The 23,044-nt window shown below is 73.0% G+C and carries 16 protein-coding genes; 7 read left to right on the top strand and 9 right to left on the bottom strand.

The window, feature by feature from the left end; all coding sequences use genetic code 11:
• Window positions 1–23: 23 nt before the first annotated feature.
• On the bottom strand, window positions 24–1,514 hold the full coding sequence (locus tag ABZ441_RS07515) for a PucR family transcriptional regulator (RefSeq protein ID WP_358969437.1): 1,491 nt from the start codon (window positions 1,512–1,514) through the stop codon (window positions 24–26).
• Between the two features lie 123 nt (window positions 1,515–1,637).
• Here ABZ441_RS07515 and ABZ441_RS07510 point away from each other — a divergent pair, with 123 nt between their 5' ends.
• The 7 genes from ABZ441_RS07510 (at window position 1,638) to ABZ441_RS07480 (ending at window position 13,064) form a co-directional block, all read left to right on the top strand.
• The gene (locus ABZ441_RS07510) at window positions 1,638–3,098 is read left to right on the top strand and encodes a sodium:solute symporter (protein ID WP_358969435.1); all 1,461 of its coding nucleotides are present in this window, start codon (window positions 1,638–1,640) and stop codon (window positions 3,096–3,098) included.
• 101 nt (window positions 3,099–3,199) lie between these two features.
• A complete protein-coding gene (speB, locus tag ABZ441_RS07505; protein WP_358969433.1) occupies window positions 3,200–4,168 on the top strand; it encodes an agmatinase in 969 nt (322 codons plus the stop codon).
• The gene (locus ABZ441_RS07500; RefSeq protein ID WP_358969431.1) at window positions 4,165–5,847 is read left to right on the top strand and encodes a thiamine pyrophosphate-binding protein; all 1,683 of its coding nucleotides are present in this window, start codon (window positions 4,165–4,167) and stop codon (window positions 5,845–5,847) included. Before speB ends, ABZ441_RS07500 begins: the two co-directional genes overlap by 4 nt.
• Window positions 5,848–6,089: 242 nt before the next feature.
• Window positions 6,090–6,974, top strand: a complete 885-nt coding sequence (locus ABZ441_RS07495) for a serine hydrolase (protein WP_358969429.1) — start codon at window positions 6,090–6,092, stop codon at window positions 6,972–6,974.
• Between the two features lie 289 nt (window positions 6,975–7,263).
• Window positions 7,264–10,956 (top strand): ABC transporter ATP-binding protein, encoded by a 3,693-nt coding sequence (locus tag ABZ441_RS07490; RefSeq protein WP_358969606.1) that lies wholly within the window; start codon window positions 7,264–7,266, stop codon window positions 10,954–10,956.
• Window positions 10,957–11,130: 174 nt separating this feature from the next.
• Complete coding sequence (locus ABZ441_RS07485) at window positions 11,131–11,502, top strand: hypothetical protein (RefSeq protein WP_358969427.1); 372 nt, start codon at window positions 11,131–11,133, stop codon at window positions 11,500–11,502.
• Window positions 11,503–11,579: 77 nt separating this feature from the next.
• A complete protein-coding gene (locus tag ABZ441_RS07480) occupies window positions 11,580–13,064 on the top strand; it encodes a S28 family serine protease (RefSeq protein ID WP_358969425.1) in 1,485 nt (494 codons plus the stop codon).
• Between the two features lie 92 nt (window positions 13,065–13,156).
• Here ABZ441_RS07480 and ABZ441_RS07475 read toward each other — a convergent pair whose 3' ends face one another.
• From ABZ441_RS07475 to ABZ441_RS07440, 8 genes are all read right to left on the bottom strand, one after another.
• Complete coding sequence (locus ABZ441_RS07475; RefSeq protein ID WP_358969423.1) at window positions 13,157–14,995, bottom strand: glycoside hydrolase family 3 protein; 1,839 nt, start codon at window positions 14,993–14,995, stop codon at window positions 13,157–13,159.
• A 156-nt stretch (window positions 14,996–15,151) separates the two neighbouring features.
• On the bottom strand, window positions 15,152–15,940 hold the full coding sequence (locus tag ABZ441_RS07470) for a sugar phosphate isomerase/epimerase family protein (protein WP_358969422.1): 789 nt from the start codon (window positions 15,938–15,940) through the stop codon (window positions 15,152–15,154).
• Window positions 15,941–16,046: 106 nt separating this feature from the next.
• Window positions 16,047–16,652, bottom strand: a complete 606-nt coding sequence (locus ABZ441_RS07465; protein WP_358969420.1) for a GAF domain-containing protein — start codon at window positions 16,650–16,652, stop codon at window positions 16,047–16,049.
• Complete coding sequence (locus ABZ441_RS07460; RefSeq protein WP_358969418.1) at window positions 16,633–17,514, bottom strand: S8 family serine peptidase; 882 nt, start codon at window positions 17,512–17,514, stop codon at window positions 16,633–16,635. The genes ABZ441_RS07465 and ABZ441_RS07460 overlap by 20 nt, the downstream gene beginning before the upstream one ends.
• A gap of 3 nt (window positions 17,515–17,517) precedes the next feature.
• A complete protein-coding gene (locus ABZ441_RS07455; protein ID WP_358969416.1) occupies window positions 17,518–20,640 on the bottom strand; it encodes an adenylate/guanylate cyclase domain-containing protein in 3,123 nt (1,040 codons plus the stop codon).
• Between the two features lie 140 nt (window positions 20,641–20,780).
• Window positions 20,781–21,026: an aroma-sacti cluster domain-containing protein gene (locus ABZ441_RS07450; protein WP_358969414.1), complete on the bottom strand. Its 246-nt coding sequence runs from the start codon at window positions 21,024–21,026 to the stop codon at window positions 20,781–20,783.
• Window positions 21,023–21,757, bottom strand: a complete 735-nt coding sequence (locus ABZ441_RS07445) for an iron-containing redox enzyme family protein (RefSeq protein ID WP_358969412.1) — start codon at window positions 21,755–21,757, stop codon at window positions 21,023–21,025. The genes ABZ441_RS07450 and ABZ441_RS07445 overlap by 4 nt, the downstream gene beginning before the upstream one ends.
• Complete coding sequence (locus ABZ441_RS07440) at window positions 21,754–22,839, bottom strand: radical SAM protein (RefSeq protein WP_358969410.1); 1,086 nt, start codon at window positions 22,837–22,839, stop codon at window positions 21,754–21,756. Before ABZ441_RS07440 ends, ABZ441_RS07445 begins: the two co-directional genes overlap by 4 nt.
• Between the last annotated feature and the right edge of the window lie 205 nt (window positions 22,840–23,044).

Genomic DNA, 23,044 nt, shown 5'->3' with positions numbered 1-23,044 from the left:
CGGGTGGGCGCCGTCGAGGTGCCTCAGGGGCGCGGCGCGCGGTCGCGCAGCGCGAACCACAGCTCCGTCCGTACGTCCATGTCGTCCAGGTCCGCGTCCAGCAGCGCCGCGCACCGGGCGATGCGCTGGCGGACCGTGTTGCGGTGGATCCGCAGGGCCACCGCTGTCCGGTCCCAGTTGCCGTGGAGGCTCAGCCAGCAGCGCAGGGTACCGGCCAGGGGTTCGGTGAGGGGGGCCAGCAGGGCGCGGGCGTGGGCCTCGGCGCGGTCGGCCGGGACGAGGCCGGACAGGCCTCCGGCGACGGGGTGGTGCGTGGTCAGCGGAACGCGGGTCGCCTCGGCGTGGCCCAGGGCGCGGGACGCCTGGCCTTCGGCGTCGGGCAGGGCGGTCACCGGGACGGATCCGGAGACGCCGAGGGTCCAGCCGGGCTGCGGGGCCACCGCCTCGTGAGGGCCGGGGAGCAGGATCCGTACGGTCTCGCGGTCCACGTCCGCCAGGGCCGAGCCCAGCGCCGCGCCGAGTGCGGCGGCGTTCAGCGGGCCGGCCGGGGCGCCGTCGGTGCGGCGGGCGTGCACCACCGTCCAGGAGCCGCCGTCGCCCAGCAGTGGGGCCACGTCCTCGGGTGCCGCGCCCAGCAGGAGCCGCACGAGTGCCGCCGAGCGGCCCGCCGCGTCGGCGCCCTGGTGCGGGGCGGTGAGCAGGGAGAGCAGCACGACGGCGATTCCCGCGACGGTGTGGTCGCCGGTGTCGCGGCGGGGCGTCGCCAGGGCGAGGGCCAGTCCCTGCCCGCCGCCGAGCGCGTACGCGAACAGGTGGGTGCCGCCCCTGGTGTCGGTGGCCGACGAAGGGCTCGGTGTCCGGCCGGGCGCCGGGCCCGTGCCGGCCGTGGGCGGGGCGGGGGCCACCACCCTGGCCAGCCGTGCCAGTGCCGTCCGCACGTCCGGTGCCGGATGCCCGCCCGCCGCGTGCAGCACACCGCCGTCCGCCGTGAGGAGCGCGACCCGGCCGTCCAGCTGTACGGCGAGCTGGTGCAGCACCGCGGGCACCGGGTCGGGGCGGGCCGCCGCCGTCGCCAGTGCCTGCTGGGCGCGGGTCACCCTGCGCAGCTCACGGTGCCGCGCCTCCGCCATCAGCCGCCACACGGCCCGGGCGATCGCGGTGAAGCGGGTCCCGGGAGGCACCTCCAGCAGGGGCAGTCCGTGCCGGTCGCACGCCTCCACCAGGTCGGACGGCACCGTGTCGTGCACCGGTGCCAACCCGAAGCCGAGCGCCGCCGCCCCCGCCTGCACGAGCCGGGCCACATAGGTGTCCGCGTCCGACAGCTGGACCCCGGCGGTCAGCAGCAGCTCACCGCCGAGCAGATACGGGTACGGGTCGGCCATCTCCGAGGTGTGCACCCACAGCAGGTCCGCCCGCTCCGGCCCCGCGATACGGCGCAGCCCGAGCTCCTCCCTGCCGAGCAGTTCGGGCAGCGGGACGGCAGGGGTGGGAGGTCCGGCGGGGGAGTCCGGCATGGATGGTCCATCCACTCGGTGGGGCGAGGATGGAGGAAACGTACACTTCAGCGTCGGCTTTCGGCCACCTACCGTCTTCCCCACCACACCCCACCCTGAGTGCGAACGAGACGGAGGAAACCCATGGCTGTCGACTACGCGGTGATCGTGGTCTATCTGGTCGGCATGCTCGCCATGGGCTGGTGGGGCATGCGCCGCGCCAAGTCCAAGAGCGAGTTCCTGGTGGCCGGACGGCGGCTCGGCCCCTGGATGTACTCCGGCACCATGGCCGCGATCGTCCTCGGCGGTGCCTCGACGATCGGCGGAGTGGGCCTCGGCTACCAGTACGGGCTCTCCGGTGCCTGGATGGTCTTCACGATCGGCCTCGGGCTGCTCGCCCTGTCCGTCTTCTTCTCCGCCCGCATCGCCCGGCTGAAGGTCTACACCGTCTCCGAGATGCTCGACCTGCGTTACGGCGGCCGGGCCGGGGTCATTTCCGGTGTCGTCATGTGGGCGTACACGCTGATGCTCGCGGTCACCTCGACCATCGCCTACGCCACCATCTTCGACGTCCTGTTCGACGTGAACCGGACCGTCGCGATCATCCTCGGCGGCACGATCGTCGTCGCGTACTCGACGCTCGGGGGCATGTGGTCGATCACGGTCACCGACATGGTGCAGTTCGTGGTCAAGACGATCGGCGTCCTGCTCCTGCTCCTGCCGATCGCCGTCGTCAAGGCGGGCGGCTTCGGCGAGATGAAGGCGAAGCTGCCCACGGAGTACTTCGACCCGCTGGGCATAGGCGGCGAGACGATCTTCACGTATGTCCTGATCTACACGTTCGGCATGCTGATCGGCCAGGACATCTGGCAGCGCGTGTTCACGGCCCGCAGTGACAGCACGGCCCGCTGGGGCGGGACCGTCGCCGGTACCTACTGTCTGGTGTACGCGCTCGCCGGCGCCGTCATCGGTACGGCGGCCAAGGTGATGTACCCGAAGCTGCCCAGCGCGGACGCGGCGTTCGCGACGATCGTGAAGGACGAACTGCCCGTCGGTGTACGCGGACTGGTGCTGGCCGCCGCGCTCGCCGCGGTGATGTCCACCTCCTCCGGCGCGCTGATCGCCTGCGCGACCGTGGCCAACAACGACATCTGGTCGCGGCTCCGGGGCGTGGTCGCCAAGGACGGCGAGGAACGGGACGAGGTCAGGGGCAACCGTGCCTTCATCCTCATCATGGGCGTCGCTGTCATCGTGATCGCCATCGCGCTCAACAACGTCGTCGAGGCGCTGACCGTCGCCTACAACCTGCTGGTCGGCGGGCTGCTGGTGCCGATCCTCGGCGGTCTGCTCTGGCGCCGGGGCACGGCGGCGGGCGCGCTCGCCGCCGTGGCGGTCGGCGGTGCGTCGGTGACCGGGCTGATGGCGGGATACGGAATCCTCGCCAACGAGCCGGTCTACTACGGGCTGATCGCCTCGCTCGCCGTGTACGTCGTCGTCTCGCTGGCGACGAAGGCGACCGACCCCGCCGTGCTGACCGCGTGGCGCGAGCGCCTGGCCGGACGGGGGGCCGAGGACCCGGCCGCCCCCGAGCCGGTCACCGTCTGACCGGCGGCCACCGAAACCGGGCCCCGACCGGGCCCTGGCAGACTGAATACCGTATGAACGCCCACAAGGCGTGCATCACCGAACGAAAGGCACCCGCACCCATGAGCAGCAACGAGACGCCGCGCGGCCCGATCGACTCCTCGCGCGTGCCCCGGTACGCCGGGCCCGCGACCTTCGCCCGGCTGCCGCGGCTCGACGAGGTCGGCACCGCCGACGTCGCCGTCGTCGGCGTGCCTTTCGACTCCGGTGTCTCCTACCGTCCGGGTGCCCGCTTCGGCGGCAACGCCATCCGCGAGGCCTCGCGGCTCCTGCGCCCCTACAACCCGGCGCAGGACGCCTCCCCGTTCGCCCTCGCCCAGGTCGCCGACGCCGGCGACATCGCCGCGAACCCCTTCAACATCAACGAGGCCGTCGAGACCGTCGAGGCCGCCGCCGACGACCTGCTCTCCACCGGCGCCCGGCTGATGACACTCGGCGGGGACCACACCATCGCGCTGCCCCTGCTGCGTTCCGTCGCCAAGAGGCACGGACCCGTCGCCCTGCTCCACTTCGACGCCCACCTGGACACCTGGGACACCTACTTCGGCGCCGAGTACACCCACGGCACCCCGTTCCGCCGCGCCGTCGAGGAGGGCATCCTCGACACCGAGGCGCTGTCCCACGTCGGCACCCGAGGCCCGCTGTACGGCAAGCAGGACCTCACCGACGACGCCAAGATGGGCTTCGGCATCGTCACCTCCGCCGACGTCATGCGGCGCGGCGTCGACGAGATCACGGACCAGCTGCGGCAGCGCATCGGCGACCGGCCGCTCTACATCTCCATCGACATCGACGTGCTCGACCCGGCGCACGCCCCCGGCACCGGCACCCCCGAGGCGGGCGGCCTCACCTCGCGCGAGCTCCTGGAGATCCTGCGCGGGCTGTCGTCGTGCCACCTGGTCTCGGCCGACCTCGTCGAGGTCGCCCCGGCCTACGATCACGCGGAGATCACCTCCGTCGCCGCCTCGCACACGGCGTACGAGCTGACGACGATCATGTCCCGCCAGATCGCGGAAGGCCGTACCAAGTGAGCCACGACCACGACGACCGGCCTCGGCTCACCGCCGCGCAGGCCGAGGCGGCCCTGCGGCCCCCGGCCGGCCGCAACGGCGGCGATCTGGTCGTCGAGACCCTCCAGGGCCTCGGTGCCACCACCGTGTTCGGGCTGCCCGGCCAGCACGCGCTCGGCATGTTCGACGCGCTGCGCCGCTCCTCGCTGTCGTACCTCGGGCTGCGCGTCGAGAACAACGCGGGCTTCGCCGCCGACGCCTACGGCCGGATCACCGGCGAGGTCGCACCCCTGCTGCTCTCCACCGGCCCCGGCGCACTGACCTCCCTGGCCGCGCTCCAGGAGGCGGCAGCGGCGTCCGCGCCCGTGCTGGCGATCTCCAGCCAGATCCCCACCGCCGGGCTGGGCGGCGGACGCCACGGCTATCTGCACGAGCTCCGTGACCAGAAGGCGTCCTTCCGCGACATCGTGAAGTCCGTGCACACCGTGCGCACGGCCTCGCAGATCCCGTCCGCGGTCGCCGCCGCGTGGGAGTCGGCGCTGACCGCTCCGCACGGCCCGGTCTGGGTGGAGATCCCGCAGGACGTGCTGCTCGCCGAGACGGTCCTGCCCGTCGTCAGCGCCCTCGACGCCACCCCGCGCGAGCTGTACCCGCGGCCGGAGCTGACCCTCGTGGCCGCGCACCTCCTGTCGAACGCCGAACGTCCGGCGATCATCGCGGGCGGCGGAGTCGTCCGGTCCGACGCTGCCGGCAAGCTGCGCGCGCTCGCGGAGAAGATCGACGCCCCGGTCGTCACCACCTTCGGCGGCAAGGGCGCCTTCCCCTGGGAGCACCCGCTGTCCCTCCGGTCCTGGCTGGAGGACCGGTACACCACGGACTTCCTGGAGTCGGCGGACGTGCTGCTGGTCGTCGGCTCCGGGCTCGGGGAGCTCTCCTCGAACTACCACACGTTCGCCCCGCGCGGCCGGGTCGTCCAGATCGAGGCCGACGCCGGGAAGCTGGAGTCCAACCACCCCGCGCTCGGCATCCACTCCGACGCCCGCGAGGCTCTCGCCGACCTCCTGGACGCGGTGGAGCCCCGCGAGGACGAGGGTGCGGCGGACCGCGTACGGGCGCTGCTGGAGAAGGTCCACGACCGTATCGAGGCTCAGGACCTCACCCTGGAGCAGCAGGTGCTGGCCTCGGTCCGCGAAGCACTGCCCGACACCTCGCCCAGCTTCTGGGACATGACGATCCTGGCCTACTGGGCCTGGTCCGCCTTCGACGCCCGCCATCCGAACACGATGCACTCGGCACAGGGCGCGGGCGGTCTCGGATACGGCTTCCCCGCCGCGATCGGCGCCGCGGCGGCCGACCGGACCAGGCCGGTGCTCGCCGTATCGGGGGACGGCGGCGCGATGTACTCGATCGCCGAGCTCGCCACCGCCCGGCAGTACGACCTGCCCGTCACCTGGCTGATCGTCGACGACGGCGGCTACGGCATCCTCCGCGAGTACATGACGGGAGCCTTCGGAGAGGCCACCGCGACCGAGCTCTCCCGCCCGGACTTCGTCGCCCTCGCCGAGTCCTTCGGCGTTCCCGCGGTCCGGACGTCGCCGGAGTCCCTGGCCGCGGACCTCGGCAGGGCCCTCGCGGCCCCCGGGCCGTCGGTCGTGGTGCTTCCCGCGCTGCTGAGGATGTTCGAGCCGACGCACCTCTGAGCGCGACCCACTCCGGGGCCGGACCGGCTTCCGGCTCTGACCCGGCGGGGGAACGGGGCGGTGTCGGCGGGGGAAGCGGCGTGGTGTCGGTCACGGCACCCGGCCCGGAGGCCAGGCGCCGCGGGGCCCGGCACCGGGGGCGCATCCGGCTGTGTCCCAGGCCATAGGTCGTTTTGTCCTTGTTCATGCACCATGTCCGGGTGCTCCGTCGGAGCGACCAGCGAGACGGTGCGGAGGACGGCATGACTCACCAGCGAGTGCCCCGGTGCTCCCGTGCCCTCCGGTCCGCCCTGACCGTCGGCGTTCTCGTCCCGGCGGCCCTGGCGGCGTCGCCCGCCACCGCGGCCCCGGCCCCGGCCCCGGCCCCCGCCGTCTCCTGCGCCTCGGACCGTGCGGGGCTCGCCGCGAAGCTGTCCGGAGACATCACCGCAGCCCTCGAGGGGCACAGGTCCACCACCGCCCTCGCGGTGCAGGACCACCGGACGCACACGAGCTGCACGCTGCGGCCCACCCAGCAGGTGGACTCGGCGAGCGTCGTCAAGGTCACGGTCCTCGCCGCACTGCTCTGGGACGCGCAGAAAGCGAAGCGGCCGCTCACCCCGCACGAGGGCGAGCTCTCCACGGCCATGATCACCAAGTCGGACAACGACGCGACCAGTGAGCTCTGGGACCAGCTGGGCCCCGCGAAGGTCAAGGGCTTCCTCAAGGCGGCGGGCATGACCCGCACGGCACTGGACGCCGAGGGCGCATGGGGGCTCACGCAGATCACCGCCCACGACGAACAGCGCCTGCTGACGCTGGTGACCGCCAGGAACAAGGTCCTCGACGACAGCTCGCGGACCTTCCTCCTGGAGCGGATGCGCAAGGTCGTGCCGGAACAGCGCTGGGGCGTTCCGGCCGGCGCCCCGGGCGACGCGACCGTACAGCTCAAGAACGGCTGGCTGGAGCGGTCCACCCACGGCTGGCGGGTGCACAGCGTCGGAGCGTTCAGCGGCAAGGGCCACGACTACGTGATCACCGTGCTGACGCAGGACAACAAGACGATGGAGGACGGCATCGACACCATTCAGGCCGTCTCCAGGGCCGTCCACCGGGACATCGGGCCCGATCGCCTCGCGCACGGCTGATCCCGGCCACCGCCGCCGGCCGGCCGTGGTCCTAGGACCACCCGCCCCCCGCCTCCGCCCATGGGCCGAGAATTGTTGCGGAAGGATGAAATCCGCTGCTGACGGCGTTGGGGAGATGCGGTAGGTCAGGCGGGGCAACGGGGCGAATCAGGAGGCACGGGTGGCGGGCGCGGAGAAACAGGGCGTGGAGGAACAAGGGCGCTCGCGTCAGGGCACGGCCGGACCGGGTGCCGCCGGCCAGGGTGCCGGGCGGCAGGACGACACCCCGGAACCGGGCTGGGGCCGGAGGCTGACCGGGTACGCGTGGCGCTACCGGCGCAACGTCGTGCTGGCACTCGGATCGTCGCTCGCAGGCATGGGCGTGATGGCCCTGGTCCCGCTGATCACCAAGGTGATCATCGACGACGTCGTCGGCAGCCACACCCGCTCCCTCGGTGTGTGGACCGGCCTGCTCATCGGTGCGGCCGTCCTCGTCTACGTCGCCACCTTCATCCGCCGCTACTACGGCGGGCGGCTCGCCCTGGACGTGCAGCACGACCTGCGGACCGAGATGTACAGCACGCTCACCCGGCTCGACGGGAAGCGGCAGGACGAGCTCTCCACCGGTCAGGTCGTCGGACGGGCCACCAGCGACCTGCAGCTGATCCAGGGACTCCTCTTCATGCTCCCGATGACCATCGGGAACATCCTCCTCTTCCTCATCTCCCTGGTGATCATGGCGTGGCTCTCGCTGCCCCTGACCCTCGTCGCGCTCGCCGTCGCCCCCGCCCTGTGGTTCATCGCCCGCCGTTCCAGGACCCGCCTCTTCCCCGCCACCTGGTACGCCCAGAGCCAGGCCGCCGCAGTCGCCGGAGTGGTCGACGGCGCCGTCTCCGGGGTCCGGGTCGTCAAGGGGTTCGGCCAGGAGGAGCAGGAGACCGGCAAGCTCCGCGAGGTCAGCCGCAGGCTGTTCGCGGGCCGGCTGCGCACCATCCGGCTGAACTCCCGCTACACCCCGGCGCTCCAGGCCGTTCCCGCGCTCGGCCAGGTCGCGATGCTGGCGCTCGGTGGCTGGCTCGCCACCCGGGGCGAGATCACGCTCGGCACGTTCGTCGCCTTCTCCACCTACCTCGCCCAGCTCGTCGGACCGGTCCGGATGCTCGCCATGGTCCTCACCGTCGGCCAGCAGGCCAGGGCCGGTGTGGAACGTGTCCTGGAGCTGATCGACACCGAGCCGTCCATGCAGGACGGCACCAGGACGCTCCCGGCCGACGCGCCCGCACGCGTGGAGTTCGACGACGTCCGTTTCGGGTACGACGACGAGCGGCCGGTCCTGGACGGCTTCTCCCTCACCATCGAGCCGGGCGAGACGGTCGCCGTCGTCGGTGCCTCCGGCAGCGGCAAGTCCACCGTCTCCCTCCTGCTGCCCCGCTTCTACGACGTCTCGCACGGCGCCGTCCTGGTCGGTGGCCACGACGTCCGTGAGCTGACGCAGGACTCGCTGCGGGCCGCCATCGGGCTCGTACCGGAAGACAGCTTCCTCTTCTCCGAGTCCGTGGGCGCCAACATCGCGTACGGATACCCGGGCGCCACCCAGGAACAGATCGAGCGGGCCGCGCGGGCCGCCCAGGCGCACGGCTTCATCTCGGAACTGCCCGAGGGCTACGGGACCAAGGTCGGCGAGCACGGGCTCACCCTCTCCGGCGGCCAGCGCCAGCGCGTCGCGCTCGCCCGCGCCCTCCTCACCGACCCCCGCCTGCTGCTCCTCGACGACGCCACCTCCGCCGTCGACGCCCGCGTCGAGCACGAGATCCACGAGGTCCTGGCGCAGGTCATGGAGGGCCGCACGACCCTGCTGATAGCTCACCGCCGGTCCACGCTCGGCCTCGCCGACCGCATCGCCGTCCTCGACCGGGGCCGGCTCGCCGACATCGGCACGCACGCGGAGCTGGAGCGCCGCTCGGCGCTCTACCGGCGGCTGCTCACCGACCCGGACGAGCTGGGCGGCACCTCTCCCGGACACCGGCCCTCGGCGATCGCGGAGCCCGAGGACGACTTCGCCCTCCAGGAGGAGCTGGACGCGGAGTTCGACGCCGAGCGCGGTGTGACCCCCGGGCTGTGGATCCGCAAGGAGGAGCAGCGCGACGCGGCGGCGGCGGGGATGCCCGCCACCCCCGAGCTCCTGGCGCAGGTCGACGCACTCCCGCCGGCCACCGACGTCCCCGCCATCGACGAGGCGAGCGCCGTGCGCCCGGAGAAGTCGTACGGCCTGCGCCGACTGCTGCACGGCTTCGGGGCCGCGCTGCTGGCGAGCCTGGCGCTGGTCGCCGTCGACGCGGGCATGGGCCTGCTCCTGCCCGTACTGATCCGGCACGGCATCGACGACGGCGTCACGAAGATGGCGCTCGGCGCGGTCTGGGCGGCGGCCGGATTCGGGCTTCTCGCGGTGCTCGTGCAGTGGGTGGCCCAGATCGGTGAGACCCGGATGACGGGCCGCACCGGCGAGCGCGTGCTGTACTCCCTGCGCCTCAAGATCTTCGCGCAGCTCCAGCGGCTCGGCCTCGACTACTACGAGCGCGAGCTGACCGGCCGGATCATGACCCGGATGACGACGGACGTGGACGCGCTGTCCACGTTCCTGCAGACCGGTCTGGTCACCGCCTTCGTCTCCCTCGTCACGTTCTTCGGCATCACCGTCGTCCTGCTCGTCCTCGACGTCCAGCTGGCCCTGGTCGTCTTCGCGACACTGCCGGTGCTGATCGTCGGCACGTTCTTCTTCCGCCGCAAGAGCGTGAAGGCGTACGAGCTCGCCCGGACACGCATCAGCGTCGTCAACGCCGATCTCCAGGAGTCCGTCTCCGGGATGCGGATCGTCCAGGCGTTCCGGCGCGAGCGCGACGGCGCCGAGCGGTTCGCGGCGCGCAGCGACCACTACCGCCAGGCCAGGGTGCGCGGGCAGTGGCTGATCTCCGTCTACTTCCCCTTCGTCCAGCTGCTGGCCTCGGTCGCGGCGGCTGCCGTGCTGATCGTCGGCGCCGGCCGGGTCGACAACGGCACGCTGACCACGGGCGCACTGGTCGCCTACCTGCTCTACATCGACCTGTTCTTCGCGCCCGTGCAGCAGCTCTCCCAGGTCTTCGACGGCTACCAGCAGGCCAGCGTCTCCCTCGGCCGGATCCAGGAACTCCTGCGGGAGCCGACCTCCACGGCCGACCACGAGAAGCCGCAGGACGTGACCTCGCTCCGCGGGGAGATCGCGTTCGAGGACGTGTCGTTCGCGTACGCCGGTGAGGAGGAGGCCCTCACCGGGATCGATCTGCGGATCCCGGCCGGCCAGACGGTCGCCTTCGTCGGAGAGACGGGCGCGGGCAAGTCCACGCTGGTCAAGCTCGTCGCCCGCTTCTACGACCCGACGAGCGGACGGGTCACCGCGGACGGTACGGATCTGCGCCGTCTCGACAGGACGGCGTACCGGCACCGGCTCGGAGTCGTACCGCAGGAGGCATACCTCTTCGAGGGGACGGTCCGTGACGCCATCGCGTACGGACTTCCGGAGGCCACCGACGCCCAGGTGGAGGCAGCGGCCCGGGCGGTCGGCGCGCACGACATGATCGCCACTCTGCAGGACGGCTACCTGCACGAGGTCGCCGAACGGGGACGCAACCTCTCGGCCGGCCAGCGGCAGCTGATCGCTCTGGCCCGCGCCGAACTCGTCGACCCCGACGTCCTGCTGCTCGACGAGGCCACCGCCTCGCTCGACCTGGCCAGCGAGGCCCAGGTCAACCAGGCCACCGACCGCCTTGCGGGCAGGCGGACCACGCTGGTGGTCGCCCACCGGCTGACGACGGCGGCCCGTGCCGACCGGGTCGTGGTGATGGACCGGGGCAGGGTCGCCGAGGACGGCACGCATGACGAGCTGCTGGCCAGGGAAGGCGCCTACGCGCGGCTGTGGCGCACCTTCATAGGCGAGGACATGGGCGAGGACACCCCGGCCGGCGTATGACCCCGTCCCGCAACTGAAAGCACCGTCCCCGCGTCGTACATCAATGCGTACGTGTGTTCAGCGGGGGACGATGTGTTCGATGAAGCGGGCCGGGCGGATGGGGTGGACGGTGTGGCGGGATCACTGAGGTCATCAGGACCGAAAGCATGGGGAAGGCCGGGGGCGGGCCGGCGCATGGCGGCGGCCTTCCTCGTCCTGCCGCTGCTCGGGGCCCTCGGTCTGGTGCTGGGACCCACCGGGTCGGCCTCGGCGCAGGCCACGTCGGCCTGCTCCGGGCGGCTGGTCAAAACGGTGTCGTTCTCCACCGGTTCGCTGCGTGTCTACAAGAGCCGCGCCTACGCGTGCGCCGTCACCGTCGCCAAGAAGCCGGGCGCACGCCGGGCGATGCGGGTGTCGCTGCAGCCGCGCGGCGGCCGGGCGGTCGTCGACAGCGGCAGATTCACCAAGCTGGCCGGCCCGGTCACGGTGCACGCGCTGAACCGGTGTGTGCGCGCGTCGGGTTCGGTGGGCAGTTCCTCCGGCTCCACGGGATGGATCCTGTGCTGACACGCCGACGGGTCTGGCGTGACAGGTGTTACCCCCGCTAGGTTCACGGCCACTGTCGTGAACCAAGGGGAGATTGCATGCGCAAGTCGCTCAGAGGCGTTCTGTCGCTCGCGGTGCTCATAGGCACAGTGAGTGCGACCGGCGCCTCGGCCGGTGCGGCCACCGCCGCGGTACCGGCCGAGAAGCAGAGCAGCGGCTCCGTCGGCAGCGGCGAGAGCAGCAGCGAGGACATCAAGGACCGCATCCTGGCCATCCCGGGAATGAGCCTGGTGGAGGAGAAGCCCTACCCCGGCTACCGCTTTTTCGTCCTCAACTACACCCAGCCCGTCGACCACAAGCGCCCGTCCAAGGGCACCTTCCAGCAGCGCATCACGCTGCTGCACAAGGACACGAACCGGCCGACGGTCTTCTACACCGGGGGCTACAACGTCTCCACGAACCCCAGCCGCAGCGAGCCGACGCAGATCATCGACGGCAACCAGGTGTCCCTGGAGTACCGGTTCTTCACCCCGTCCCGCCCCGCGCCCGCCGACTGGTCGAAGCTCGACATCTGGCAGGCCGCCAGCGACCAGCACCGGGTCTTCAAGGCGCTGAAGAAGATCTACTCGAAGAACTGGATCACCACCGGCGGCTCCAAGGGCGGCATGACCGCCACCTACTTCGAGCGCTTCTACCCCAAGGACATGGACGGCGTCGTCGCCTACGTCGCCCCCAACGACGTGGTGAACAAGGAGGATTCGGCGTACGACCGGTTCTTCGCACGCGTCGGCACCAAGGAGTGCCGGGACCGGCTGGCCGGCGTCCAGCGTGAGGCCCTCGTCCGCAGGGAGCCGCTGGAGAAGAAGTTCGAGGCGTACGCCGCCGAGAACGGACTGACCTTCGACACCGTCGGCACGCTCGACAAGGCGTACGAGGCCGTCGTCATGGACTACGTCTGGGCGTACTGGCAGTACAGCCTGCTCGCCGACTGCGACTCCGTCCCGGCCGACGCCCCGAACGCCACCGACCAGGAGATCTGGGACTCCGTCGACGGCATCTCGGGCTTCTCCGCCTACGCCGACCAGGGCCTCGCGACCTACACGCCGTACTACTACCAGGCGGGTACCCAGCTCGGTTCGCCCGACATCGAGCAGCCCTGGCTCGGGAACCTGAGCCGCTACGGCTACCAGCCGCCGCGCAGCTTCGTGCCACGTTCGATCCCGATGAAGTTCCAGCCCTCGGTCATGCGGGACGTGGACAACTGGGTGAAGAACAACGCCCGGCACATGCTGTACGTCTACGGGGAGAACGACCCCTGGGGTGCCGAGCCATTCCGCCTCGGCAAGGGCGCCAGGGACAGCCACGTCTACACCGTGCCGGGCGGCAACCACGGCTCCAAGATCGCCGGCCTCGTGGCCGACGAGAAGGCGAACGCCACCGCGGCCGTCCTGCGCTGGGCCGGGGTCGCGCCCGCGGCCGTCGAGGCCGATCCGGCGAAGGCCAAGCCCCTCGCGAAGTTCGACGCGCGCCTGGACGTACGGGACGACGAACTGAAGCGGAACCGGGGCACGCTGCGGCCGTAGCCCGCACCGCACCGGAACGGGCCGTGTCCACCGGGTGTTGTCCACACCCGGTGGACACGGCCCACCTGTCCTTCCCGACCGGCCGCACCGTCCTAGCGCCGGTACGACAGCCCGTAACCGACGGGGTAAAGCGCCTGGGCGGGGGCGTCCGCCCGCTGCACCGGGACCGGCAGCCTGCCCTCCGGCCGGGCCCGTCCCGCGATCACACGGGCGGCTGCCCGCAGCTCGACGTCCGTCCAGGAGTACGCGGCGAGGCTCGCTGCGTAACCAGTGCCGGCCAGTTGGGCGATGTCGTACGGATTGCGGATCGCGACCGTGATCACCGGTACGCCGGTCGCCGCGAGTGCGCTGACCAGCGTGCGCTGCGAGCTGGACGCCGAGACGTTGTACGTACCGACGATCACCGCGTCCTTCCCCTCCGCCGCGGCCACGGCCTCGGCGATCTTCGCCGGGGAGGGTGCCGTGCCGGTGGACAGCGCGGTCGCCGTGAACCCCAGCTCCCCGAACGCCCCGGCGAGCGTGGTGGTCGGGGGGCCGGTCGTGCCGGAGGGCGAAGCCGGGTCGGCCCCGACCACCAGGAGATTCCTGTGGGACCGGCGGGAGAGCGGCAGCAGCGAACCCGTGTTGGCCAGCAGCGTGGTCGTCCGCTCGGCGATCCGGTCGGCGGTGGCGAGGTGCGACCTGACGCCCACGGTGCGGTCGACGCCCCGGTGGGTGACGTACGGGTCGCGGAACAGCCCGAGCTTCGTCTTGAGCCGCAGGATGCGCAGGATCGATTCCTCTACGCGGGCCTCGCTGATCTCGCCGCTCCTCACGGCGTTCAGGACGGCGTTCCAGGCGACCTTCAGGTCCGGCGGGTTGAGCAGCTGGTCGACGCCCGCCAGCAGCGCGAGGACGGGAACGCGCTCGTCGCCGTACTTCGTGCGGACGCCCTCCATGCCCAGGGCGTCGGTGACCACGACACCGTCGTAACCGAGCTCCTCGCGCAGGATGCCGGTGAGGATCGGGCGCGACAGGGTGGCCGGGTCCTCCGACGGGTCCAGGGCGGGCACCACGATGTGCGCCGTCATGATCGAGTCGATGCCCGCGGCGACGGCCGCCCGGAACGGCGGGGCGTCGAGCTCCGCCCACTGCTCGCGGGTGTGGTGGATGACGGGCAGGCCGGTGTGGCTGTCGGTGCTGGTGTCCCCGTGGCCGGGGAAGTGCTTGGCCGTGGAGGCGATCCCGGCGCTCTGGTACCCCTTCACCTGCGCGGTGACCATCCCGGCGACCGAGTCCGGATCGGAGCCGAAGGAGCGTACGCCGATGACAGGATTGGCCGGGTTGACGTTGACGTCCGCGTCCGGGGCGTAGTTCTGGTTGATGCCCAGCGCCGCCAGCTCGGCCCCGGCGATCCGGCCCGCGGTGCGCGCGTCGGAGCGTGAACCGCCCGCGCCCAGGGCCATCGCGCCCGGCAGCAGCGTCGCCGGCTCGCCGACGCGGCACACGATGCCGTGCTCCTGGTCGGTGGAGACGAGGAGCGGCAACGGGGTGCGCCCGGCGAGCCCGGCCCGCTGGATGCCGTTGGAGAGGCCGGCGATCTGGTGCGGGTCGCGGGTGTTGTGGGCCCAGGCGAAGTAGATGATCCCGCCGACGTGGTACGTCGAGATCAGCTCCGCGGCGTCACGTACCCCGATCTCGGCGAGGTTGGCGTCGACGTCCGCCTGGTCGGGCTCGGTGGCGGTGTGCCCGTACACCCGCATCACGAAGAGCTGGCCGACCTTCTCCTCCAGGCTCATCCGGGCGATGAGCCGCTTGAGACGGCTGTCCGTGGAGGTGCTGGTCACGGCTGCCTGCGCGGCGCCGGGCAGAGCGCCGACGCCGGTCGCCGCAGCCGCGGCGGTCGCCGCGGTGGCGGTGAGGAGAGTGCGTCTGGAGGTGCGGTGGTGCACGTGAGCCCCTTCCGGTACTGAAAGAAACTTCCAAGAAGGTACGGATATATGGAAAGTAACTACCAGTCAAGGGTGCCGTCGAAAACGGTGTCCCACGCGGAAGAGCGGGCGGGGCCCCGACGGGTCACCACCCGCCGTGCGCCGGAGTGGTGAGGGCTACTGCTTCGGCGCGCCGAGCCGCAGCAGGTACTCCCGCCCGGCTGCCAGCAGCTCCGGCAGCTCGGCGGCCCCCGCGTACCACCGCTTCTCGTACTCCCAGCAGACCCAGCCGTCGGCGGCCGGTGTGTCCAGGCACTCCTGCAGCGGCAGCACCCCGGCGCCGAGGGCCAGCGGCGTGGTGTCCTCGGCGGAGGCGATGTCCTTCACCTGCACGTATCCGAGGTGCGGGGCCAGAACCGCGTGGCTCGCCGCGGGGTCCTCACCGGCCAGCCAGGTGTGCATGACGTCCCAGATCGCGCCGATCCGCCCGTGCCCGACGGTCCCCGCCACGCGGGCCACATCCGCTCCGGCGCGGTGCGAGTCGTGCGTCTCCAGCAGGATCCGCACGTCCATGTCGGCGGCGTACGGGGCGGCGGCCCCCAGCCGTCGCGCGGCGATCGCGTCGGCCTCCGCCGGGTCCAGGTCCCCGCCGCCCGGGAAGACGCGGACGTTGGCCGCGCCCAGGTCGTGCGCCAGCTCCACCAGCTCGGCGAGCGCCGCGAGCACCGGCTCGTCCTCGCCCTCGGCGGCGACCCTCACATACCCGGCGACGGTCAGGATCTCGACCCCGCCGCGCTTGAACTCATCCGCCACCAAGGCCCGTTCGGCCCGGGTGAGGCCGGGGTGGACCGGCTCCTCAGGGTGGGCGCGCAGTTCCACCCCCTCGTAGCCGTTCGCGGAGGCGAGCCGCACCACGTCGGCGACCGGCATCCCCGGCACTCCAAGGGTCGAGAAAGCGAGCTTCACGCTGTGTCCTTCCGCTGGGGTTCGGCGCGGGAACGGCCCGGTGCCACCCCGGCTCCTGCCCGTCGCTCCGGCCGTCACTCCTGCGTGACGGCCGGCGTACGGACCCTCAGCCCGTGCCCCGCAGCAGTCGCTCCAGGCTACCCAGGAGCTGCAGGGCGTCCTCGCGCCGTTCGCCGTCCAGAGCCCTCGTGCCGCCCCCCGCCGGATGCGCGGCGAGGACGCGCAGGGCGGCCGCCGCCTGCCGGGCGAACATCGCCAGCAGGTCCAGCTCACGGACACCCGACCGGGCCTGCGGGGAGGGGTCCAGCACCTCCAGCACCCCGAGGACGCGCGCGTCGCTGATCAGGGGGGCTGCCATCAGGGCGTCGGGTACGTAGGCGGTGGACTCCGCCAGCGAACGGTCGAAGGAGGAGTCCTGACTCAGATCGTCCACCACCATCGGCTCGCCCGAGGTCGCCACCCAGCCGGCGATGCCGCGTCCCGCCGGGAACCTGCGGCCCACCAGGAACTCCTCGCCCTCCCCGGAGACCGCCTGGAAGACCAGTTCGTCCGCCTCCTCGTCCAGCAGGAAGACGGAGCTGGCGGCGGCCCCGAAGATCGCGCGCGCCACGTCGACGACCGACTGCAGCAGCTCGTGGCGGGCGTCGTCACCCGGGGCGGGGACGGCGAAGGGCGCCGGGGAAAGCGTGGCATCAGTTCTCGGAGTCGTCACTGGTATCTCCTGCCGCTGTGGAAGGACGCGGGCCGGCGTGCACGTTGGCCGCGGACAGATAGAGGGCGTTCTTGAGCTGGAAGGCCGTCATGCTGGGGTGCCCGGAGAGAACACGGGCGCAGAGCCCGGCGACGTACGGGGTGGCGAAGCTGTTGCCGGTGGTCCGGATCGTCCTGCCGCCCAGCCAGGGCACGGACACGTTCTGCCCCGGCCCGAAGAACTCCACCGGCGGGTCGGGGTTGTACAGGTGGAGCTCGGCGTCCTCCTGGTGGCTGCCCACGGAGATCACCGACGCGAACCGCCAGGGGAAGCTCTCCACCGGGGTGTTGTGGGCCGACGCGACGATGACCGTACGGCCGAAGTAGGCGCGGTCCGCGAGGCCGTGCAGCTCGGGGGCGAAGCGGGTCCGGGTGGTCGACAGGCTCAGGTTCACCACGTCGAAACGCTGCTCCACCGCCCAGCGGAGCCCGGCCATCAGGACGTCACCGGTACCGGAGAAGCGCTCACCCAGGACCCGGACGCTGTGGATCTCGCAGTCGGGGGCGGTGCGGCGGATGATCCCCGCGCACGCGGTCCCGTGCCCGCAGGTGTCGCCCGTCCCCGTCGGCTCGACCGTGATCGTCCCGCTCTCCGGGTCCTTGACCACCACCCAGGAGCTCTCCACCGGCCCGACCAGCGGATGGTCCCGCTCCACGCCGGAGTCCACCACGCACACCCGCACACCGCGCCCGGTCGCCTGCCGCGCGGGCAGACCGCCCGGAGGCCCCTCGTCCGCGGGGACCGGTACGTCGTCGGGACCGCGCCCCCGCAGACTCCAGGTGAGTCCCTGCCCCGGTACCGTGCCTGTTCCGACGGTTCCCATCGGTCAGCTCCTCTCCGTCGTGGTGACCATGGCCTCGTCCGGCACGCAGCCCGCGGCCCGGCGGGCCCCCGGCAGATGCCCCTTGCTCACGAAGTGCTCCCGTGCCGCGCGCGCCGAGGCCAGCGCGGCGGTCCGCCGCCCCAGCGCGGACAGCGTGTGGGCCCGGTCCAGCTCGGCGGTCGCCCGGACCAGCGGGGAGTCCGTGAGCAGCGACGCCCGCACGGCCCGGTCCGCGTGGCCGGCAGCCTCCGCCGGACGCCCGTCGGCGGCTGCCATCCGGCCCCGCAGCCCGTTCAGGTCGACGGCGTCCGCCGGGCTCAGCTCCGACGCCTCCCCGAGGCCCGCGATCCAGGACGCCGCCCGCCGGGTCCTGCCCTCGTCGAGTTCGATCCGGGCCGCGTCCAGGGCCACCGCCGTCCGCAGCCCGGCCGTGTCGGCGCGCCGGGCGGCCGCGTCGGCCCCGGCGAGCAGGTCCAGCGCCGCTCCGCCGCGTCCGAGCAGCGCCTCCACCGCGGCCCGGAACACGGGCAGGAACACCTCGGCCTCGGCGAACCGCAGCTTCCCGGCCAGCTCCTGGGCCTCGGCGAGGCAGGCGTACGCCTCGCGGGGCCGGTCCTGGAGCGCGTACAGCACCGCCAGGGGACAGTTCAGGGTGAGCCGGACCGTCGGGCGGCCCTCCCCGTGCGCGGCCAGCAGGCCCCGGCAGCGGGCCACCGCCTCGGGGGCGGGCACCGGGCCGCGCCACAGGGAGATGCCGATGGCTCCGAGGGCGGCGGCCCGTTCCGGTTCGGCTCCGGCCAGGACCGCCTGTTCCAGGGCGCGCGCCTGGTCGCGTTCCGCCTCCTCGTGCCGGCCGGCCTGCTGGAGGTGCTGGGCGAGCCTCAGGTGGGACCTGGCCCGGCCGACCGCGTCGCCCGCCGCTTCGAAGACCGGCAGCACCGCCCGTGCCGTGGCCGGGAGCCCCGCGCCCGGACCCGCGGGGTCCAGGACGGCGAGCGCCAGTCCGGCGTGCGCGGACTCGACCGGCGCGGCGTCCATGTCGCGCACCCGGCGCAGCAGCCGGGCCCCGCTCGCGGTATGCCCGAGTGCCACCCGGACCTCACCGAGCCTGCGCACCGAACCGGCGTCATCCGGGTCGAGACCGACCGCCCGCTCCAGCAGGTCGTCCGCCCAGGCGAGGTCGGACCGGGACGCGGCCTGCGCCCCGGCGCGGCCCAGCGCGGCGGCGGCACGGCGGCGCAGCCGCACGGTCCGGTCGTCGAGCAGCCCGAGCTCCGTCCGGTAGCGGCAGGCGCGTTCGAGATGGCCGCCGACGGCACCGTCCCCGGCCCGCAGCACCCCGGGCAGCTCGGCGGCCCAGGCGTGACGGTCCGCCTTGGCCCGCTTGGACAACGACGCGTACGTCACCTCGTGCACCAGCCCGCTGCTGAACCGGTACGCCGTCGGTTCCCGGCCCGCCCCCGGCTCCACCAGCCGCCGCCCGGTCAGTGCCACGAGCACCTCCTCGATGCGCCCGAGACGGTGCGCCCGGTCGGTGGAGGAGACGTCCACCGACGCGGGGCCCCGCAGTTCCGCCAGCCGCGCGGAGGTCTCCAGCACCAGGAGTTCGGCCGAGGTGAACTCCCGGCCTATCACGGCGGCCAGGCCCACCATGGTCCGCTCGGCCCGCGCCAGCGCCCCTATCCGGGCCCCGAGCAGGGCCTGCAGCGTGGGCGGCAGCCCGGATCCGGGGCCGTCCATCCGACCGCCCACCAGCAGCTGTTCCAGATAGAGCGGGTTGCCCTCGGCACGGGACAGGAGGCGTTCGTCCACCGGCCCCGCGACACCGTCGAGCCGGGCCAGCAGGGCCGCGAGCCGCACGCTCTCCTCGCGGGGCAGTCCCGTGAGCTGGAGGCAGTCCGCGGCGTCGGCCGTACCGTCCGGGCGGCCCGCGCAGACGATCAGCACTCCGGCGGGCCCCGAGCCGTCCGACAGCCGGTCCAGGGTGCGCGTCAGCAGGGGCGCCGCCTCGTGGACGTCGTCGAGCACCAGCACGAAGGGCCGCTCCCCGGCCGCCCGTCCCAGCGCCGTCGCCAGTGCGGCGCACATGTCCTCGAACGGCGCGTTGGGCGTACCGTCGCGCAGCAGCCCCGCGGACAGCAGGGCCGTCGCGTCGTCGCCGGGGGCCGGAGCCTCCTGGGGAGCGGCGAGGGCGGGCAGGGCGCGCAGGGCGTCGGCGAGGGGAGTGAGCGTTCCCTGGGCCCCCTCTCCGCGGCACCGTCCGGCGCCGTAGGAGAGGACTCCCGAGGCGGACCGCCGGGCCAGCCACTCCCGTATCAGCCGGGTCTTGCCGATGCCGGGTTCGCCGACGACACGCAGCAGCCCGGCCCGGCCCCCGCGCACGGTGTCCGACAGGGCCGCGTCCAGGGCGTCCTGCTCGGCACGGCGCCCGACGAAGGGCACGTCGAAGCGGCGCAGCAGCTCCGGATCGTCCGCCCCCAGGGCCAGCAGCCGGTAGGCCTCCACGCTGTCCCGCTTGCCCTTCAGCCGGAGCGGGCCGGTCGGCTCGGCGGAGACCGTGGGTCCGGCGGCGAGCAGGGTGTCCGGCCCGAGGAGGATCTCGCCGGCGCCGGCGTGCTGTTCCAGGCGTGCGGCGATGTTCACGGTCTCTCCCGACACCAGCGCCTGACGGGCCGTCGCGTCATGGCCTGCCACCACCTGGCCGGTGTTGACCCCGATCCGGGTGGCGAGCGTGATGCCGAGCGTGGCGTGCAGTTCGTCGTTGAGCTCGGCCAGCGCCTCCCGCATACCGAGTGCCGCGGCCAGTGCCCGCCGGGCGTCGTCCTCCCGCACCACCGGCACACCGAACACCGCCATCACGGCGTCGCCGATGAACTTCTCAGGAGTGCCGCCCCGGGCCACGATCTGCGCACTCATCGCCTCGAAGTAACGCAGCGTCACCGTGCGCAGGGTCTCCGGGTCCAGTACGCCCGACAGGGCGGTGGAGCCGACGAGATCGCAGAACAGCACCGTCACCGGCTTGCGTTCGTCCTCCCCGGGGGCGACCGCGACGGCGCACGGCGTCCCGCAGGACGAGCAGAACCTGGCCTCCTCCGGCAGGTCCTGTCGGCACGTGGGGCAGTTCATGACGATCCCTCTCTCCTCGGGTGGGGCCGCGCCGCCGGGCGGGCGGGGCCGGTGCGTCGTCCCTGCCGGCCGCACCGGCCCGTACCGCCCGGCGGCGCTTCCGCGCGGAGCCCTGGGGCGGGCGGACGCGGGGAAGCGGCTCAGAACAGGGCGCCGCCGGCGATCTCGCCGTGCGCCTGGACCTCGGGTTCCACCGCGTCCAGCCGGCTCTTGATGTCGAGCAGCACGGTGAGCTCCTCCTGCGTGAGCTCGCTGAGCACGAGGCGCTGTTCGTCGGTGAGCATGTCCACCGGCAGGCCGGCCTCGTACAACGCGGCGGGCAGCTCCGGCTGTTCAGCGCCTCCCGGTGCGCGGGGGGTGCCGTTGCCTTCGGATGGTCGGGTCATGGGGTGACTCCCGTCGGTGAGGAAGGTCCGGCTCCCCGCGGCAGCGGTGCCGCAGCGGGGCGCCCGAGCCGGACGAACAGCCGGGTGAGCGCGTCGAGGGAGTGCATGGCGCTGACCGTCACGTCGGACTGCCGGCCACGGGTCAGCGGCAGCCGGTCCAGCAGCGCGTACAGCTCGTCCAGGTGCCCCGTGTCCAGCGCCGCGTGCTCCTGCACCGTCCGCAGGGCGGCGTTCGGCAGACCTGTCGTGTCCGCGATGCGTGAGGTCAGGTCCGGGGCGGGCGCGTAACCCTCCAGCACCGCGATGTAGCCGAGCAGGGCCACCGGGTGGTGGTGCTCGATCCAGTAGTACTGGGCGCCGGCGAGGGCGGCGACGAGCGGCGAGGGCATCGGGCCGAGCGCGTCGCCGGGCAGCGAGCCCGCCGCCCGGATGTCCTCCAGCAGCCAGGTGTCGTGGTTCCGCTCCTCCTGGATGTGCTCGCGCAGGTACGCCGCCAGCGGGCCGGCCAGCGGGTCGCCGCCGGCGTCCAGCAGCGTGGCCCGTTCGACGGCGCGTTCCATCAGCGGGACGGAGGCCCGCACCACGGCGTGCATGGTGCACAGATAGCGCAGGTAGCGCGGCAGCAGTTCCTCGGCGCGCCACATGTACTCCATGGCGCCCAGCAGTTCCGCGTCCAGCAGCCGCAGGGTGACTCTCAGCCGTGCCGAGGGACTGGGCCCGGCGGCGCTCACCGGGAACCGTCCCCGGCGGGAACGCGGGCCACGACGAGGGGCGCGTACGCGGCGCAGCCGTGGTGCCGTACGACGCCCACCGGGCCCTCCGCCGCCCCGCGGTGTGCCGCGGTCAGGTCCAGCAGGGCCCCGACGGCCCCCGCCGCCACCGAACGGGCCTCGTCGGCGACGCCGCTGTCGGACCCCAGGGCCCGGCACCCGTCGCAGTAGGAGGCGCCGCGCGGGGGGACGCCGGAGCGCGCGGCCAGGTGCGCGGGTCCGACCGTACGGACCATGCGCAGGACCGGCGACTCCAGGGCCCGTCGGCGGACGGTGGCCCAGTCGTCGGTGGCGATGTGCCCGAGGTACAGATGGGAGGGAGCCGGCCTCAGGTCCACGGTGTCCTGGTTGCAGCAGGCGAGCACCGCCCCGTCGAAGGCGACCACCGGCCAGGCGGCCATGGCGCACGGGGACACCTCGCCCGCTCCGGGGCCGCTCCGGGCGGGCGCGGCCCAGGAGGCCGCCCGGCCGAACGGGCGGACCTCGTTGACGAGCGAGGGCACCTGGCCGCCGAACTCCTCGTCGACGGCACGGGTGATGTCCGCGAGATAGGGGTCGTCCGCGCCCGTGCCGGTGAGATGGAAACTCACCGCGACGCCCGCCTCCCGGACCCGGTGCACCGCACGGAACACGTCGGCCCGGGGGATCTCCCGTTCGTGCGGGGCGTCGAGACTGGCGGAGAAGTGGTCCACGCCCTCGATCGCCCGCAGGACGGGCGGCGGAATGCGCCCGGAACGGGCGAAGAACATGCCGCTGAGCAGCGCCGTACGCGATCCGGCGGCGCGGGCGCGGGCGCTCAGCTCCCCGACGAGCCCGGGCATCAGCAGCGGTTCACCGCCGGTCAGCATCACCACGTCGGGGCGGTTCTCCTCGGTGAACGACCCGACGAAGCGGACGAGTTGGTTCGCGTCGGGCTCCTCCCGCGTCGTCAGGGACGAACCGGTCGAGCAGTGGGAACAGCTCAGGGGGCAGCGCCGGGTGAGGCCGAGCAGCAGGCCGGCGGCGGGGAACGGCCGCCGTCCGACGAGTTCGCCGAGTTCCATGCGGGGCCGCCTCCTTCTGGGGGCCGGGAGCGCGCCCGCCGAAGGGCTGTTTCCTGTGGACCCACCGGCGTGCGCGGAAGACCCCCAGGTTGTGACGTGGCGGTTCGACGACGGTCCACGGATGCTTCGGAAGCGGTATGTGCCCAGCCCAGAAGGGTTCCCGCCACGTGACGGAGCCTGGGCCGCGGCGGGTGGAGCCGCGGTG

The sequence above is a fragment of the Streptomyces sp. NPDC005752 genome, assembly GCF_040630715.1.
Lineage (GTDB): Bacteria > Actinomycetota > Actinomycetes > Streptomycetales > Streptomycetaceae > Streptomyces.
Note: the sequence above shows the minus strand (reverse complement) of the source record. Positions and strands in the feature narration are given on the sequence as shown.